Source organism: Leptospira weilii serovar Ranarum str. ICFT (assembly GCF_000332415.1).
Taxonomy (GTDB): Bacteria; Spirochaetota; Leptospiria; order Leptospirales; family Leptospiraceae; genus Leptospira; species Leptospira weilii_A.
In genome coordinates this window covers 48,108-63,300 of the sequence record NZ_AOHC02000012.1, presented here as the reverse complement: position 1 = coordinate 63,300, position 15,193 = coordinate 48,108, and the positions used below count along the sequence as shown (strand labels likewise).

Sequence of the window (15,193 nt, the reverse complement as noted above, 5' to 3'; positions counted from 1 at the left end):
AAAACTATCCATTGAAATTCAATCCACGATGGCGCTTAAGTAATTTAATCGGAGACATAGACTCTTGACGTCTATCAATTTCGGATAACGTTTCTTAACGCGAATTCCGTGTTCCTTAAGGGAAAATCAGGGTTCTTCTATTTCAACGTTTTCTAATGTATCAAAGAAGCCGGTTTGGAGAAGGGGAGCGAAGTCGATCATGTCTTCCGCGTTCAGTTTAAGGCCGTTTTCCATGGAATACGCCTGTAATAAGGAGGCGCAGGCCAGATGACTTTCTCCGAGTTGAGCGTGCGCTCTCGCTTTGATGATGAGAATGTCCGAATCGGATTCTCCGAAATATCGGATGTATAAATCGATGAACTTAAGCGCGTTTTTATGATCGGTAACCTTCAGGTAACACTGAGCGATCATATCGTAGTGCAGAAAATTCTCGTCGCTGTCCATACGCATCGACGTTTTTAGGGAAACCAATGCGGAGTTGTAACTTCCTCTTTGATAATAAAGATGTCCTAGTTCCGCCCATATGTCCTTGCGGAGAATTCCTCTACCTCTCGAAAGTTTTTCCTGTGCCAAAGCCTGTTTTAAAACGGCGATCGCCTCGTTGGAACGATCCGTATCTTTCAGAAGAGAGGCCAAAGTGAGATAAAGTTCCAATTGATCCGGATAGAGATCGATTCCCTTCGTGAGAAATTTTTTAGCCTGTTTGAAATTGCTGATCTTGATGAGATAGTTGGAGTAATAGAGATAACTTTCAGGTTCGTTCGGGTACTTGGTGATGATTTCTTGAAAAAGATTTAGGGTTTCCCGAGTGTTTCCAATATGATACTGACACCAGGCTTGGCGGTTCAGTATTTTAAGAATCGTTTTAGGATTACCGGTAAACGAGAGGGCTTCTTTGTAGAGATTAAAAGCTTTGGTGAATTCTCTTTGATTCTCCCTCTGAATCGCCGATCTGATCAGTGCGGGGAAATTCACGGTTTAGACAGGATAAAAATTTTCAAAAAATAATCAAGTTTTCTATTTATCATCCGAGAATAGAATCGGGAGAAAAAGAAAGAAAAACCCAAAATTCTCGGATGAGGGAATTTATGAATATCAACGGAAATACGAACCAGAGTTTACTTTTGGAAAGGGTAGCCAATCTACCTAAAGAAATCTTTCAGGCGCAAAACGATCTGAATCGAAAAATGTTGAACCTCGCCGTGGAAGCGGGCGTCCGGAATTTAAAGGAAGAAGGACAAAGAAAAATCCTGGACCTTTACGCGTAATGCCGGATCAGTTTTGATTGTAGACGGGGCGTTTGCGTTCCCGAAAAGATTGGATCGCTCCTCTAAAATCCGAGGAATCGAGAAAACTCGAATTCCAAAGAGCAACGTAATTCAGACCTGCTTCCAACGGTTTGCCTTCGCAGTATCTCATCACATCTTTTACGCCCGACACGACGATCTTGGGATTTTCGGCGATTTCTTTTGCGGTTGCGATCGCGGTGTTCATCATCTCTTCTTCGGTCTGAAACACTTTTGTTACGAGTCCGATTCTTTCGGCTTCGATTCCGTCGATATCTTTTCCCGTTAAAGCCAATTCTCTCGTATGACCTTGTCCGATGATGGAAGGAAGTCTGTTGATGGAACCCATGTCGGCGACGATCGCCACCTTCGCTTCTCGGAGAGAAATCGATGCGTCCACCGTAGCGTAACGGATGTCGCAAGCCGAGATCAGATCCAAACCGCCGCCGATACAATGTTTTTGAACCGCGGCGATGGAAGGTTTTGAAGAATTATATACGGCGTTGATTCCCTTTTGCATTTTCAAAATGAGATCGAAGAATTTTCTCCGGTCGCCGCCTAACGGAGCCTGGATCAAAGTTCCGAATTGTTGGATAAAAGAATCCAGATCCAGACCCGTGGAAAAGGATTTTCCTCTCGCAGCGATCACAAATGCGTGAATTTCCGGGTTCGAATTGATTTCCTCGATTGCATCCGGGAGATCTCTCCAGAAAGGCCAGTTCATTGCGTTTCTTTTTTCAGGTCGGTTGAGATACAAAATGGCGGTTTTGTCTTCGGGTCTTGCGACGATTTCAAAAAATTCAAAATGGGATTTCATCCCGGTCAGTCTGGGAAGGAAAAAAATTCTTACAAGTCATTCCTGATCCAAAGGAATGGTAGACAAGTTTTTAATTATGAGAATGATTCTCATAATCTTTATGGGGAGTTTGTCATGATCATCAGTTGGGAAAAAATTCGCCATCAGCATACAAAGGAAGAATGGAAGAGGCTTTTAGGGGAGGTGGATTCCTCTGTAGTACCGGGAAAACGAGGGAGTTCCCACACTTTTCCGGAAAAATACCGAATGCACTGGGAAGTTGGAATCACATCTTTGGTTTTGCACAAACCAAATTGAGAAAAGTTCGCAATAGAACTCCTTTTTTCCCGTTTTTAGGAGATCGTTGTTCAGGAATTCGGGTTTTGAAAGGGAAAGGGTTTGTGATTGAGTGGGAAAAAACGCGGGAGTTCCCACGTTTCAAGTGACTGGAATGAGTGGATAGTTCCACGCCAGCTCCACTTTAAAAAGTAAAGATTTGCAAAATCGATTCGCAGGAATCTAGGAGTTCCTAGAGAGAGGAAACCGGAAAACGCAGTTGAACGCAGGCGCCTTCTTGATTGAGTAAATGGACTTTCCCACCGATTTGTCTGGCAAGAGATTCCACGAGGGATAGACCGAGGGAGCTGGGATTCCTCTTTCGAATCGATTCTTCGGGAAGCCCCCTTCCGCTATCCGAAACCTCAAGGGTTAGCATATCGTTTTCTCTCGTAAAATGAACTCGAATCAAACCGGATTCCGAATCGGCCAACCCGTGTTTTAAAGAATTCGTAATGAGTTCGTTGATGATCAGAGCCAGATTCATTCCGATTTCGGCTTTCACTTTCGCCTCTTGGATATTCAACTCCAACCGAATCTTTTCCCGATCCACTTGATAAATTTGGAAAAGGGCATCCGTAAGTTTTTTCACATAGAGTTCAAAGCTGATCGAGGAAAGATCCTTGCTTTCATAAAGAATTTCGTGAAGGAGCGCGACCGCGCGCAGACGATTCTGGCTTTCCCGAAGGAGGTCGTTCGATTCTCCATTGGATTGACCGGATCTAAGACTGAAGATGGAGGAAATGATCGTGAGATTGTTTTTGATTTTATGATGAATTTCTTTGAGGTAGGTATCTTTTTCAGCCGCGGAAGAATGTTGTTCTTTGGTTCTGAGAATATTGAAAGTCCCGGTCAGCTTTTCGTCCGCTCCTAAAATCGGAGAACTCTGGAGTTGAATTTCTTGACCGCTTCCGTTTTTCGAAACTAAGAGTAAATTTCCATTTTCCTTGGGAACTCCGGATTTGAGGACTTCTTCGACTATGTTTCCGACCTCATCCCCGGCTCCGTGTTTGAAAAATAGAATTTCCCGAATCGGTTTTCCCATCTGATCCTCATACTTGCAACCGATTAGTTTTTCAGCAGCCGAGTTCATAAAAAGTAGAAGCCCGTTTTCATCCGTGGTTACAATTCCCGCGCCGAGTTGATCCAAGGCGCCTTTCAATTTTTCTTCCGTTTGTTTGGATCTTTGTTCGATTTCGTTTTTATAAAGAGCTACTTCGATCGAAGAGCGGAGTTGATCCGACTCGAACGGTTTTACGATATATCCGAGGGGCTCGGTTTTTTTAGCTCTGTCTAAAGTACTTTCATCCGCGTAGGCCGTGAGATAAATCACCGGCGTGTGAAAACGGTTTCGAAGGACTTCGGCGGTTTCGATTCCATCCAGATTCCCTTCTATGTTTATGTCCATGAGGACGAGGTCGGGATGATTCTCTTCCGCTTTTTGGATCGCCTCTTCTCCGGAGGATGTGATTCCTACGAGTTCATAACCTAATTTTTTCAGCTTTTGGCCTAGATTGACGGCGACAATGATCTCATCCTCGACCACCAATATTTTAGGTTTATGAAGCATATCCATTAGTTACTAAAAATAACTTCGAATTCAACAAGATATTTGTCAAAATGTATAAAAAGTCACGGCAATATTATGTTCGATCTTTTCGGAGATTTCATCGGCCCTTCCGAATTGTTTCCAAGTTTTGAATGAAATACAAAAAATCGGCGGAAACTTTTAAATCTTGTTATAACTCTTAAATTAGACACTTTTTAGAGGAGAATCCAATCCGGATTTCTAAGAATTTATTTTATTTTTATCATTCTTTTCGCGGCGGAAGATTTTATACATCAAGGAGTATACGTATGAATATTTTCGGATAGTTAAGGGAAGTTGAATATAGATTTTCGGAGTAACTCAACGTATCACCCCTTTTAATTTCTCAGAACATAATTTTCGCTTCCGAAAGATTTCCGGATAAAAAGTCTTTTTTCCGCTTTAACCCCGAGGAGGATTTGATAGATATCCGTTAAAAGAGGTCTGGAAGAATAATATCCGTGTCCCAAGGAAATCAGGGAAGAATCGACCGGGTTCACGTTGATCACGTCGAAACCCGGAATCCGAGTACAGGTCCCGAGTCGTTCTCCTTGGTTTACGGACGAGGAAGCCTGGAGAGCGCTGTCTCCGGGAGAACAATAGAGGGTCGTTCTTTTGGCGACCTTGGAAAGAGAATCCGAGAAAAGTCTGAATTCGCCGGAATCAAAGTCCGGAGCGGTGAGAATCAACTCACTAATCAAGGGTTTGTCCGTTTCTTTTCCAATTTCGTCTAACGCGCGTACGGCCACCTGATGTCCCATCGAATGAACGATCAGATGGACCTTTTTTCCGGCATTTTGCAAAAACATTAGAAAATTCTTAAATTCTTTTCGGGATGATCTGGCCGAGGAAAGATTTTTTTCATACGTTCCCCTGAGTAATATCCGATCGATCAGTCCGGCCTCGCTTCCCGCGGGCCAAGTAAAAACCACCACTTTGCCCGGAAATTTGAGGTCGTACCGGATTTGACCCGCTCTCAGAATCGCTTCTTCGAATTTTACGTTGAATCCGTGTACGAACACGAGTACTTCGTCGAACGGATCCTTTTTGAGATCTTCGATCATGTTCTCGCGGGTTTCAAAAGGTTTGTGTCCTAAAAACTGAAAGAAATTTTCCCGGCTTCCCAGCCCCGACGGAAGCGCCCCCACCTCGCGATTTGCGGGAACGTTTACGATACAATATCCGGTTTTCAGTTCTCGACCGGCTGTCGTTAAAAAATAGGAATCGTTACATCCGTTTTCCGCGTTTGGGTTTTGGGCTCTGATCGTCGCGTAGTATAAATTGAGTGTTTCGGTTTGATCGTAGGTTTTGATCAATCTCTGATCGAGAAGTTCTTCGATGGAGGATGTTTTGCAATAGAATGCGAAGAGCAAGAGCGTAAGAGATACGGATACGGTTTTCATTTTAGAAGATATTCTGCGATCGTTCCAAGATTGAAATCAATTTCTACTTTAACTCAGTGTGTAGGTCCGCCCCTCCGAAATGTAAGTCCCTTTAAATATTTGGAAGGATTGACCGGCTGTCCGTTTTTGATGACTTCGAAATGCAAATGCGGGCCGAACGAATAACCGGTAGAACCGGATCTCGCGATTTTTTTTCCGGCCAAAACATAATCGCCTCGTTGAACGAACAGTTTGGAATTGTGAGCGTAGAGAGTTTTGAAATCGTCCGTGTGTTCGATGACGACCACGTTTCCGTAACCGCCCATCCATCCGGCGTAAATCACCTTACCGTTTCTTGCGGCGGCGATGGGTTCGTAAAACGCTTTTAAGTCGAGACCCTCGTGAAACTTTTTTCTGGGGAAGGTTCTAAAACCGAAATTGGAAGTTACAACTCTCGAACCGACCGGGATCACCCATTTGGGAGCGGGGTCCGGAATTACCGCGCCGGGTAAAAATACTTTTTGGCCGGGCCTAAGAATATCCAGATCTTCCAGTTTGTTTTCCGATAGGATCTCGTCCAGATTGACCTTATAAAGATTGGCGACCTTGGCGACCGTGTCCCCCGTTTTCATCTTGTAAAGTAGACCTTGTTTATTAGGAATACTTAATATTTGACCGGGATAAAGAGTATCGTCGATTTTGATGTTGGACGAACCCGCGATGGATTCCGTAGAAACCTTAAAACGAGTTGCGATTTCGGCTAACGTTTCGTTCCGTTTTACTCGATACGAGGTAACCTTGAGTTGTTTTTTCTTTTCGGAAGGGTTCTTGAGTTCCTTCGCCATCAAAATCGTGAGTTTAGCCTTTTCGGATTCCTCCAAAAATTTTTCGTCTCCCGACTTTGCCTTTAAGTCCTCGGAATCGTTTTCGATGACTTCGTGCCCGGAAGAATCCATCATTGCGTTGCTCGGATTCATTCCGAATCCCAAAAACGCGAGAAAAAGCGCGACGGATGCGAATACGGGAATGAGCCGGAACTTTCTTCTTCGGAAGTCCAGATTTCCGTGATAAAGATTTCCTCTAAAATAAAACGAATAATGAAAATGGAATGCGCCCAGGTAGATCAGCGTAAAATTTTCCGTCCGAAGGAGTTCTTTTCCCGCGGTCAGTTGTCTGGGCTTTTTAAAGATCATACAGGGAAAATATCGGCCGCCAAGCGGCCTTTCCTATAGAAAGAAAAGGACTTATTCGTCCTTTCCGTTGTCCAAAGTCCGGGTTCCGCCGAAAGATTCTTCCACGATTTTTTTCGCGTCTTTTTTCTGTCCGCCGGTGATCGTTATGTTCCCTTTTGCAACCACTCCTTTGGCAAGATGAAGAGTAGGGGCGATGATATCTCCGAGAAGTCTTCCGGTTTCTTCCAGACGAACTTCGTTTTCGGCTTTGATATTTCCGATCATCGTTCCGGAAACGGTCACTTCTTTGGCCGAGATATTGGTTCTTACCTTTCCGGTTTCTCCGATATAAAGAGTATCATCCGTTTTGATCTCTCCTTCGAATTTGCCGTCGATGCGAAGAGAACCCGCGATATAAAATTTCCCTTCGAAAATGGACCCTGGACCGATTACGCTATTATTATTTTCCCTGCCGATGGCCATCTAAAACTCCTGCTAACAATCAAAACCTATCCCTGGATCGGGATAGGCGGTAAATCTATTTGTGTACTCAATCCCAAAACGACAAGTATTTTTGTTCGGAATTACCGAATCAAATCATCGTCACCCTGGAAAATATTGGTTTTCTGCTTCTTTTTCACTTGAGTTGTGTGGGTGGGTTGCGGATCGGGTTCCTGTATAAAACCCGCGCCGCGATGATCGTCGCAAATTTCTTTGGGAACGGTTTCCTTGGTAAAATATTCTTCTTCGGTTTGATTGCAGTGTGAACCCGGAAGTTTCCCGGAGATGGAACAGATTTGTTTTCGAATGACCCCCGTTTCTCCGAAGTGAAAGGGTTTCGATTTTTCCCGAGAAAGCGCATTGGACATAAACCTTCCCCAGATCGGAGCTGCAACCACACCTCCGGACATTCCCTTACCCATAGAAAGAGTTCCGGTATCATATCCGAGCCAAACCACACTCACAAGTTCGGAGGAATAACCGGCAAACCACGCGTCTCGAAAGTTATTTGTCGTTCCGGTTTTTCCCGCGGCGGGACGGCTGAGTCCGTAAGAGGTCGCGCCGGTTCCGGTTCCTTTTTTGATCACGTCCTCCATCATCGACGTGAGAATAAAACAAATCTCCGGGGAAAGAATTTGTTTCCTCTCCTGTTTACTCGCTTCGTCCCGAAAATCCCGGATCGTATTTCCGGAACCGTCTTCGACGTAAAGTACGCTTAACGGAAACACTTGTTTTCCTCCGGACGCGATCACCGCGTAAGCGCGGGCCAATTCGTACGGAGAAACTTCGAAGGTTCCCAAAGAGATGGAATAGTTTCTGGGAATGGATCTGTTTTCGATCTGTAGAATTTTTTCGAGGTTCGGCATGAGATTGCTGATCCCCGTATGTTCGAGGACGCGGACCGCTACGCTGTTTCTGGAAAGTTCGAGCGCTTCCCGAAGCTTTATAAATCCTGAATATTCTCCCGTGTAATTGGAAGGATTCCATTCATCACCGTCTTCTAATACGTATTGAAGAGGAGAATCGGAGAAGAGCGTAGCGGCTGTGACGTTTTTCTTTGGATCGGGATGTTGATTGTAGTATTCCATCGCGGCCGCATACACGAGAGGTTTGAACGCGGAGCCCGGTTGGCGATACGCTTGGAAGGCTCGGATCTGCTGGTTGTCCGATCGAAAACCCGAACCTCCCACCATGGCCGTGATATATCCCGTATCCGGACGTATCGAAATCAAGGCTCCTTCCACGGGTAGAAGAAAGTCCTCGGTTTGTTGACTTCTATAACTCCAATCGATCGCTTCTCCCAGTGTTTCCGTTCCGCTCAAAAGATTGAGCGCGCTAAGTTCGTCCCGTAGATCCTCCTGCCAAGCGCGGTTGAACGTTCGTGCGGATCTGGAAATTTTGAACTTAAAATCCGGGATTTCGTTTAACATCGACAATAGATCGTAGATATCTCCGTAGGCGTCGTCGAAGGCGTCTATCTTTGTAAACGTTCTTTGGTTGGATTGGGCCGTTTGATTTTTTAATCCGGCATACAAAGCCTTTTCCGCCTGAGTCTGGTGTTGTATGTTCAAAGTGGAATAGATCTTGAGACCGCCGCTGTAAAGTGTCGTTTTGGGAATGTAACGCGTCAGGTTTTTACGCACGTATTCCGTAAAGTAAGGAAAACGGTTGAGCCTGTCTCCGAACGCGGAATCGTTCGGCGAACGGTTTAGAGTTATATAATATTCAGAAAAACTTTCGTATTCTTTTTCCGCGGTTTCGACGTCCAGGATTCCGTTTTCCACGAACTTCTTGAATACGACCCGCACCTTCGCGCTGGAAGAATTGGGATTGACCAAGGGCGAAAATTCCGTGGGCCTCGTGGTGAGGCTTGCGAGTAAGGCCGATTCTCCCCAGGTTAAATCCTTTACGTCCTTTCTAAAATAAAATCTCGCCGCGGCTCCGACTCCGATCGTTCCGTGTCCGAGGGGGATTTCGTTCAGATAAATTTCCATCAAAGTGTCTTTGTCGAAGACCGCTTCCAATAAAAGTGCGAGCCAGGCTTCTCTCGCCTTTCTTAAAAACGATCGTTCCGTGTTTAAAAACTTTAAACGGGCGACCTGTTGTGTGATCGTCGAGGCCCCTTCCTTGATTCTTCCCGCGAGAAGGTTGACCATAAAGGCCCGGAATATTCCGCGTAGATCCAGTCCCCAATGAGAATAAAATTGATTGTCCTCGGTGGAAACAAAACTGCGGATGAGTTTGTTTTGTTTTCCGTCCGCTTCGGGAGGAAGTTCTTTGATGTTCAATACGACGCGGGAAAAACGGTAGAACTCCGCGATCGGTTCGTACTCGTTTTTGTCGTTCAGTCCGTAAAGTACGGAAGGTTTTTCGTACTGGTTGGATTCGGGAACTCTCCATAAATCCTTAATGGAAAACACGAATAAAAATCCGTTTAGAAACAACAGAGCCGCGCAGAGTTTGACGAGTTGTTTCAGCGGATTTTCGGAGTTTACAATTCTCCGAAGAACCTGATCTCGGAAATGAATGACGAAAAAACGGAAAAGATAACTGACTGGTTCTTGTTTCATGTTCGATTAAACTTCTTCCAACGGCGAAAATTCCTTCATACTGTCCACTCCTTGAAAGCGGAGTCCCGTGTCCAAGTTGTATCCTTGGTATTCCTTTAAAAATGCTGCGCGGCTCATTTTGTTTTCGAGATAATTCCACGCGTGGGTCAGCGCGTCCTTGCCGTTTTGCGCCGAACGGTTGATTAGTTCCACAAAGGAATCCTCCCGTACGATCGAAGGATCGGCCGGGTAGTTCCATTTCTTTTTTTCCTCGTTCATGATCCGTTTGTCTATATGTTCCTTGAGCGGAAGCATCAGAACCGAGGAGCGAACTTTGTGGAACGTGATCCGATCCAGGAACTTCAAAGTACCCCGCACCCATCTACTTCTCGAATCCATTATTTTATGGAATTCTAAATAACCCAGAAAGGATTCGTTTAACAAATCGCCCGGGATGATTTTGTCTTCCGAACCTATATAATGTTTTTTGAATTCTTCCGAGAAGGTGGATTTGAGTCCGCGGAGCCAAAAGTGCCAGAGCATAGGGTCCATCTTCCAGATTTTTTTTTCGGATTTGAAGATGGCGTCTACGTGGTGTACGAAGTCGTACTCTTTCGGAGTCATTCCCCATCTGTAATCGAGCAACCAGGAATCGAGGGCGTTCTCCACTCTCATATGATTGTATTGCGCGAGGCTGCTGATCTTTTTGTCCTTGTTGTAAAAGTCTCCGGAGATGTAAAAGATATACGGATGTGTGACGATGTCCACGACGCAGTGACAGATGTAACCGAGAGTAAACGCGATGTAACGATCCCTGTGAATTCCCTCTTCGGTTTGTAAAATGAGATCCAAAAAACTCAAAACGAGTTCCGCGACGGAGTTATGGTGACTCATGTCTCCCCAGGTTGTGGCTTTTTTCGTTTTCCGAGGAGAAAGAACATGATAAAAATAAAATATATCCGGAGCGACGGCTCCTATGTTTGCGAACTTGCGGTTGGACTCCGCGCGCATGAGGATTGCAATTTTTCTTTGATCCGCGGTTCCGTGATCCAGATGTTTGCAAACCTGGGAAAGAACTTCAAGATGAGTGATTTTGCCAGCCATGACGGAAAATGCCTTTAAAAAAACGGAACTCTTTCGGAGCTTGTTCTAAAACCATTTAGAATTGTACGTTTCACTATGCAATCAATAGAAAAATTAAAATTTTTGACAGAGTCTCAGGTGCGTTCGATCGCGCAACAATTTGGAACTCCCGTTTTCGTATATTCGCGGGAAAGAATCGAAAAAAGCTGCGATACCGCGCTTGCGTTTCCGAACGGTTACGGACTTACCGTACGTTACGCGATGAAAGCCAATCCCAATCGAACCATTTTGGAAATTATGAAACGAAAGGGAATTCGGATCGACGCGAGTTCGGAATTCGAAGTGTTGAGAGCGATTCACTACGGTTTCAAACCGGAAGACATCATGTTGACTTCTCAGGAGCTCGCCAAGGGCCTGAAGGATTTGGTGAACAAGGGAGTGATCTTCAACGCTTGTTCTTTGCGCCAGCTTGAAGCTTTTGGAAATTTATTTCCGGGAAAGGAAGTCAGCGTTCGTTTTAATCCGGGACTCGGTTCGGGGCAGACTAAAAAAACCGATGTGGGCGGTAAAACTTCTTCTTTCGGAGTTTGGCACGAAGAACTCGACAAGGTGAAGGAGATCGCCTCCCGATACGATCTCAAAATTTTTAAGATTCATACGCATATCGGATCGGGTAGCGATCCGGAAGTATGGAGAACGGTCGCTCAGGTTTCTTTGGATATTGCCGCACAATTTCCGGAGTGCAGGATCTTGAATCTAGGCGGAGGTTTTAAGGTCGGAAGAATGGAAGACGAAAGAACCACCGATTTCCAAACGATCGGCAAACCCGTGGTCGAACTCTTTCAAGAGTTTGCAAAGAAGAACGGAACCGAATTGCATCTGGAGATCGAACCCGGTTCTTTTCTAATGGTGAATAACGGAGCGATTGTGGCGACCGTGGACGACGTCGTTTCTACGGGTAACGGCGGTTATACGTTCGTAAAACTGGACGCGGGAATGGACGTAAATACGAGACCTTCCCTTTACGCCGCGAGACATCCGTTAGTCGTCGTTGCCAAGGAAGGTTCCCATTCCGGAAAAACTTCGGAATACGTTTACGTGGGACACTGCTGCGAAAGCGGCGATTTGTTCACCCAGGCGGAAGGCGGAGGTCCGGTCACACGAATAACAGGAAAAGCTAAATTAGGAGATTATGTTGTTATGGAAGGAGCGGGCGCGTATTGTTCTTCCATGTCCACGAAAAATTACAACTCGTTTCCCGAAACGGCGGAGGTTCTGGCGGATTTGGACGGAAGTTTTCGACTCATTCGGAAACGTCAGAACTTGGAACAGATCTTTCAGAATGAAGTCCCTGTTTCTCTCTGAAAAAATTTACGTTTTGATACTCGCCGGTGGAACCGGTTCGAGAATGGGTTCGCAGATTCCGAAACAGTTTTTGGAATTGAACGGCGAACCCGTTTTACTTCATTCTTTAAAACGGTTTCAAAACTGGGGAAAACAAAAACGGATCGTTTTGGTTTCTCATTCGATCGAACGGACCGAAACGATCTGTGCTCCCTTTTTGCGGGACGAGGACCGGATCGTGGAGGGAGGTGATACGAGACACGCTTCCATGTTTTGCGGTTTGTCCGTTTTGGATCTTCAAAACGACGACATAGTATTGGTTCACGACGCGGCTCGGCCTTTTGTGCTTGCGGAAGAATTGGATCGACTTTGCGAAAGTGTTCGTTCCGACGGGATCGCCACTCTGGCCTCCCGCACTTCCGAAACCGTATTAGAAGAATGGAATGGAAAAACAGCGTCTTTTTTGGATCGGGAACGTATTCGGTTTATAAAAACTCCTCAGGGAATTAGAGGCGACGTTTTGAAAGAGCTGTTGACTTTTCCGACGGATTCGATTCCCACCGATCTTTGTTCCTGGGCCTTGAGCGCGGGAATAAAATCCTCCATCGTAGAATCGCATCCGTTTAATCTCAAGATAACGCGCAAGGAAGACTTGGAACTTGCGGAGTTTTACTTTTCCTTATTTCAAAAGATATCGTAATAAACGTAAAGCGTATTACTAAAGAATGATATTCTTAACCTTACTTAAGTCGTATAAGATCGATTCTCATTAAGCTTTTCTTAATAAAACGCTATTCTTATTTTTTTAGCCGTGTATATTAATAAGACACAAAGATAAAGAATGGAGATTATATATGAGAATGGAGAGACTCAAAAAACCGAGACGCCTTGTAAGTTGTTGCGTCGTTTTATTTCTTTGCTTAAGTTGTACGGCCGATAAACAAACCTCTTACTTCGATTTACTTTTGATGTTGTTTGTCGCTTTAGGAAACGAAAATACAAATAGTGAAAATCTTGGCCCGGAAAATTCCGGTACTGAAAATCCGGATTCTGCAACGCCCCGTGCTGCTGGGAACCCGAATCCAGTTGATTCAGGTGCCGATTTACCAAGAGTTGATCAAAGTGATTCAGGCGTAGCAAGTTCCGGTTCCACAGGTTCCGGTTCCACGGATTCAGGTTCTACAAGTTCCGGTTCCACAGGTTCCGGTTCTACAAGTTCGGGTTCTACAAGTTCAGGTTCCACAGGTTCCGGTTCTACAAGTTCAGGTTCTACAAGTTCAGGTTCTACAAGTTCAGGTTCCACGGATTCCGGTTCCACAAGTTCAGGTTCCACGGATTCCGGTTCCACAAGTTCAGGTTCTACAAGTTCCGGTTCCACAGGTTCAGGTTCCACAAGTTCAGGTTCTACAAGTTCCGGTTCCACGGATTCAGGTTCCACGGATTCAGGTTCTACAAGTTCAGGTTCTACAAGTTCAGGTTCTACAAGTTCAGGTTCTACAAGTTCAGGTTCTGCAAGTTCAGGTTCTACAAGTTCAGGTTCTGCAAGTTCAGGTTCTACAAGTTCGGGTTCTGCAAGTTCAGGTTCTACAAGTTCAGGTTCTACAAGTTCAGGTTCTACAAGTTCAGGTTCCACAAGTTCAGGTTCTACAAGTTCAGGTTCTACAAGTTCAGGTTCTACAGGTTCGGGTTCTACAAGTTCGGGTTCTACAAGTTCGGGTTCTACAAATGTAGAAATTAAAGTGCTAAGTCACAACGTTTCCATTATGTCGACCAGACTTGCAGGTTGGGGAAATTGGGGACAAAACGAAAGAGCCGAACGAATCGCGAGTGCGAACTATATAAAGGATCAAGACGTGATCGTGTTTGAAGGTCTTTCCGATGATAACGGGAGAAAAATTCTCTTGGACGGAATTCGTGCGGAGTATCCGCATCAAACCGATGTGATCGGAAGAACCCAAGAGGGTTGGAACGCGACTTTCGGAACCTACAGAAGATCCACTTCCACCAACGGAGGGGTTGTCATCGTAAGTAAATGGCCCATCGAAGAAAGGATACAATACATTTTTAATAATCCCGGATGCGGCGCGGATGCTTCTTATCATAAAGGATTCGCTTACGTGAGAATCGTTAAAGGCGGAAAAAAGTTTCACATCGTAGGAACCCAAGTCCAAACAAAGGACGCGGCGTGTGCCGATTCGGGAAAACCCGTAAGAGCGGAACAATTCGACGATATTAAAAACTTTATCAACGTAAAAAAAATCCCGAACAACGAAACCGTGTTGATCGCGGGAGATTTGAACGTACATAAAGGTAGTGATGAATATTATGATATGCTTAATAGCTTGAATGTAAACCCGTCCAGATACGCGGGAGTCCCTTTTACATGGAACACAAAAACCAACGGAATGGCCGCTTTTAGACAACCGAACGAGGCGCCCGCATATTCGGCTTATATACTCGTTTCAAAATCTCACGCCCAACCGCCCGTCTGGCAAAATTTGGCTTACGATCCCATTTCGCCGAAAACCTGGAAAAGACCGGGCGGATATACGAGTTACGAATTTTCGGAACGTTATCCCGTCTACGGTTTTGTTTATGCGGACGCATTCACTCCGACGAAATCGGGACATAGAAGAAAATACGATCAAGTTTCCTTCGTATCGGCGGCTACCGGAAAAAGAATTCAAGCGGATTCTAAAAAATCGAACGGTTGGTTGAAAGCGGATTCGGCGACGGAAACGAATTTAACGAAATTTAATTTATTGCAGGAAAGTGATCCGGACTCGAACCCCTCCTGTATTACGGGCGGATTTGTACGAATCGAATCCTCTTTTTATTTGAATCATTTTTGGAATTGGTGGTTTGGCGGCGGAAACGCGAACTACGCCTATTATCCCAGTTTCAATAACGGTTCCAATCGAATCGAAATCGTAAACGTCCTCGGAGAATGTCTACGAGACGGCAGTCTCATCGCATTCAAAGATTATAATACGTCTTTGGCAAAATATTACTATCTTACCGTTTGGAACACGGGAAACTGGAACGAATATCTCTTTCTTTGGGCGAGATCCGTTAGTCCGAGAGAAACCTTTTATCTCCGATTCAATTCCACTCCCGAAATAGATTGGAGGGCGGATCTCATCTATCGTTAAACGA

The 15,193-nt window shown here is 45.0% G+C and carries 11 protein-coding genes and 2 pseudogenes; 5 read left to right on the top strand and 8 right to left on the bottom strand.

Translation table 11 applies throughout. From position 1 onward, the window contains the following. Window positions 1-126: 126 nt before the first annotated feature. Window positions 127-975: a tetratricopeptide repeat protein gene (locus LEP1GSC060_RS01520; RefSeq protein WP_002995450.1), complete on the bottom strand. Its 849-nt coding sequence runs from the start codon at window positions 973-975 to the stop codon at window positions 127-129. A 113-nt stretch (window positions 976-1,088) separates the two neighbouring features. On the opposite strand from LEP1GSC060_RS01520, the gene LEP1GSC060_RS01515 reads away from it, so the two are divergent. Beyond that, window positions 1,089-1,268 (top strand): hypothetical protein, encoded by a 180-nt coding sequence (locus LEP1GSC060_RS01515; protein ID WP_036095183.1) that lies wholly within the window; start codon window positions 1,089-1,091, stop codon window positions 1,266-1,268. 7 nt (window positions 1,269-1,275) lie between these two features. On the opposite strand, the gene LEP1GSC060_RS01510 is transcribed toward LEP1GSC060_RS01515, so the two are convergent. After that, a complete protein-coding gene (locus LEP1GSC060_RS01510; RefSeq protein ID WP_002995222.1) occupies window positions 1,276-2,103 on the bottom strand; it encodes a crotonase/enoyl-CoA hydratase family protein in 828 nt (275 codons plus the stop codon). A 114-nt stretch (window positions 2,104-2,217) separates the two neighbouring features. On the opposite strand from LEP1GSC060_RS01510, the pseudogene LEP1GSC060_RS20915 reads away from it, so the two are divergent. Next, window positions 2,218-2,343, top strand: a pseudogene (locus LEP1GSC060_RS20915) (LIC12628 family protein); the annotation flags it as partial. 268 nt (window positions 2,344-2,611) lie between these two features. Here LEP1GSC060_RS20915 and LEP1GSC060_RS01500 read toward each other — a convergent pair. The 6 genes from LEP1GSC060_RS01500 to LEP1GSC060_RS01475 all read right to left on the bottom strand — a co-directional run bounded on the left by LEP1GSC060_RS01500 (window position 2,612) and on the right by LEP1GSC060_RS01475 (window position 10,714). Continuing rightward, on the bottom strand, window positions 2,612-3,994 hold the full coding sequence (locus LEP1GSC060_RS01500; protein WP_002995143.1) for a response regulator: 1,383 nt from the start codon (window positions 3,992-3,994) through the stop codon (window positions 2,612-2,614). 350 nt (window positions 3,995-4,344) lie between these two features. Further along, complete coding sequence (locus tag LEP1GSC060_RS01495) at window positions 4,345-5,409, bottom strand: alpha/beta hydrolase (RefSeq protein WP_002995072.1); 1,065 nt, start codon at window positions 5,407-5,409, stop codon at window positions 4,345-4,347. A 53-nt stretch (window positions 5,410-5,462) separates the two neighbouring features. Continuing rightward, the gene (locus tag LEP1GSC060_RS01490; protein ID WP_002994891.1) at window positions 5,463-6,581 is read right to left on the bottom strand and encodes a peptidoglycan DD-metalloendopeptidase family protein; all 1,119 of its coding nucleotides are present in this window, start codon (window positions 6,579-6,581) and stop codon (window positions 5,463-5,465) included. Window positions 6,582-6,632: 51 nt separating this feature from the next. Further along, a complete protein-coding gene (locus LEP1GSC060_RS01485; protein WP_002995359.1) occupies window positions 6,633-7,043 on the bottom strand; it encodes a bactofilin family protein in 411 nt (136 codons plus the stop codon). 101 nt (window positions 7,044-7,144) lie between these two features. Continuing rightward, the gene (locus tag LEP1GSC060_RS01480; RefSeq protein WP_002994929.1) at window positions 7,145-9,631 is read right to left on the bottom strand and encodes a penicillin-binding protein 1A; all 2,487 of its coding nucleotides are present in this window, start codon (window positions 9,629-9,631) and stop codon (window positions 7,145-7,147) included. Window positions 9,632-9,637: 6 nt separating this feature from the next. Beyond that, window positions 9,638-10,714: a zinc dependent phospholipase C family protein gene (locus LEP1GSC060_RS01475; protein ID WP_002994832.1), complete on the bottom strand. Its 1,077-nt coding sequence runs from the start codon at window positions 10,712-10,714 to the stop codon at window positions 9,638-9,640. Between the two features lie 75 nt (window positions 10,715-10,789). Here LEP1GSC060_RS01475 and LEP1GSC060_RS01470 point away from each other — a divergent pair, with 75 nt between their 5' ends. The 3 genes and pseudogenes from LEP1GSC060_RS01470 to sph form a co-directional block, all read left to right on the top strand. Continuing rightward, window positions 10,790-12,058 carry a diaminopimelate decarboxylase gene (locus LEP1GSC060_RS01470; protein WP_002995284.1) on the top strand — a complete coding sequence of 423 codons (1,269 nt, stop codon included), beginning with the start codon at window positions 10,790-10,792 and terminating at the stop codon, window positions 12,056-12,058. Then, window positions 12,036-12,737 (top strand): IspD/TarI family cytidylyltransferase, encoded by a 702-nt coding sequence (locus tag LEP1GSC060_RS01465; protein ID WP_002995245.1) that lies wholly within the window; start codon window positions 12,036-12,038, stop codon window positions 12,735-12,737. Before LEP1GSC060_RS01470 ends, LEP1GSC060_RS01465 begins: the two co-directional genes overlap by 23 nt. Window positions 12,738-13,269: 532 nt before the next feature. Then, a pseudogene (gene sph / locus LEP1GSC060_RS20910) lies at window positions 13,270-15,189 on the top strand (sphingomyelin phosphodiesterase); the annotation flags it as partial. Between the last annotated feature and the right edge of the window lie 4 nt (window positions 15,190-15,193).